We start from the raw sequence: 1,024 nt of genomic DNA, 5'->3' as shown, positions 1-1,024 counted from the left end.
GACGGGGGACTGCTCGGCGCGGCGTGGCGGCAGCGGTTCCGGGCTACGCCCTTCACCGCTGCCGCCACGCCAGTACTCTCATCCTGATTGACGCGCTGCTCTCATCTTGTTTGACGCGCGGCAGTTCCACGCCCACCGATCCTTTCGCACCTTCTTGCTTAGATAGGTCCTTTCCATCCACGCATCGAATGCGTGCAGCATGATGTTGGACAGGAGCGGCGAGATGACACCGCCCTGAGGAACGCCTTCACTCGCGGCACGAAACAAATCACGATCAACGCAACCTGCCTTGATGAACCTCCAGAGCAGGGCAAGGAAGCGCTGGTCGGCGATCCGCTTGCGGATTCCCTTCAGCAGCAAACGATGATGAACGGTATCGAAATAGCTGGCGAGGTCGCCCTCGATGACCCAGCGTCCGGCGACACTTTGTTCACCACCATCCTGCAACTGAAGTTTCACCGTGCGAATCGCGTGATGCACGCTTCGGGCAGGCCTGAAGCCATATGAAGCCGGATGGAAATCGCTCTCCCATATCGGCTCCATCGCCATCAGCATCGCCCGTTGCACGATCCGATCCCGTAGGCTCGGAATGCCGAGTGGCCTGAGCTTGCCGTTCGCTTTCGGTATATACACGCGTCGTGCGGGCAGCGGACTATACGAGCCCGCCAACAGTTCTTCGCGTATCGTCGCCAGTTCATGCTGGAGATTCGCTTCCAGCATGCGCTTGTCGACACCATCCACGCCCGGCGTGCGGGCACCGCTGGAGACCAGCGTAATACGAGCCGCTTCACTCAGCCAGTCCCTGTCGGCAATCAGTCGCAGGAGTCGATCGAACTTGCGCTCTTTGTTCTCCGTTGACCAAGTCGCCAGTTTGCTTTGCATTTCACTGATTATCAAAGTGAATCGCCCCGGATTTGGTGGAGGCTCCAACTCTTGAGAGAATGGAGCTATGAACAAGTCGAACAAGTTTTCTGCTGAGGTCCGCGAGCGTGCAGTTCGCATGGTGCGAGAGCATCGCGACGAG

Annotated in this window: 1 pseudogene; it reads right to left on the bottom strand. The window is 58.6% G+C overall.

The window, feature by feature from the left end:
- Nucleotides 1-123: 123 nt before the first annotated feature.
- Nucleotides 124-897 (bottom strand): annotated as a pseudogene (locus GWC77_RS27975) (reverse transcriptase domain-containing protein); the annotation flags it as partial.
- Nucleotides 898-1,024: the final 127 nt, after the last annotated feature.

It is taken from the genome of Paraburkholderia sp. NMBU_R16, assembly GCF_013282575.1.
Classification (GTDB): domain Bacteria; phylum Pseudomonadota; class Gammaproteobacteria; order Burkholderiales; family Burkholderiaceae; genus Trinickia.
This window is presented reverse-complemented; position numbering and strand designations above follow the sequence as displayed.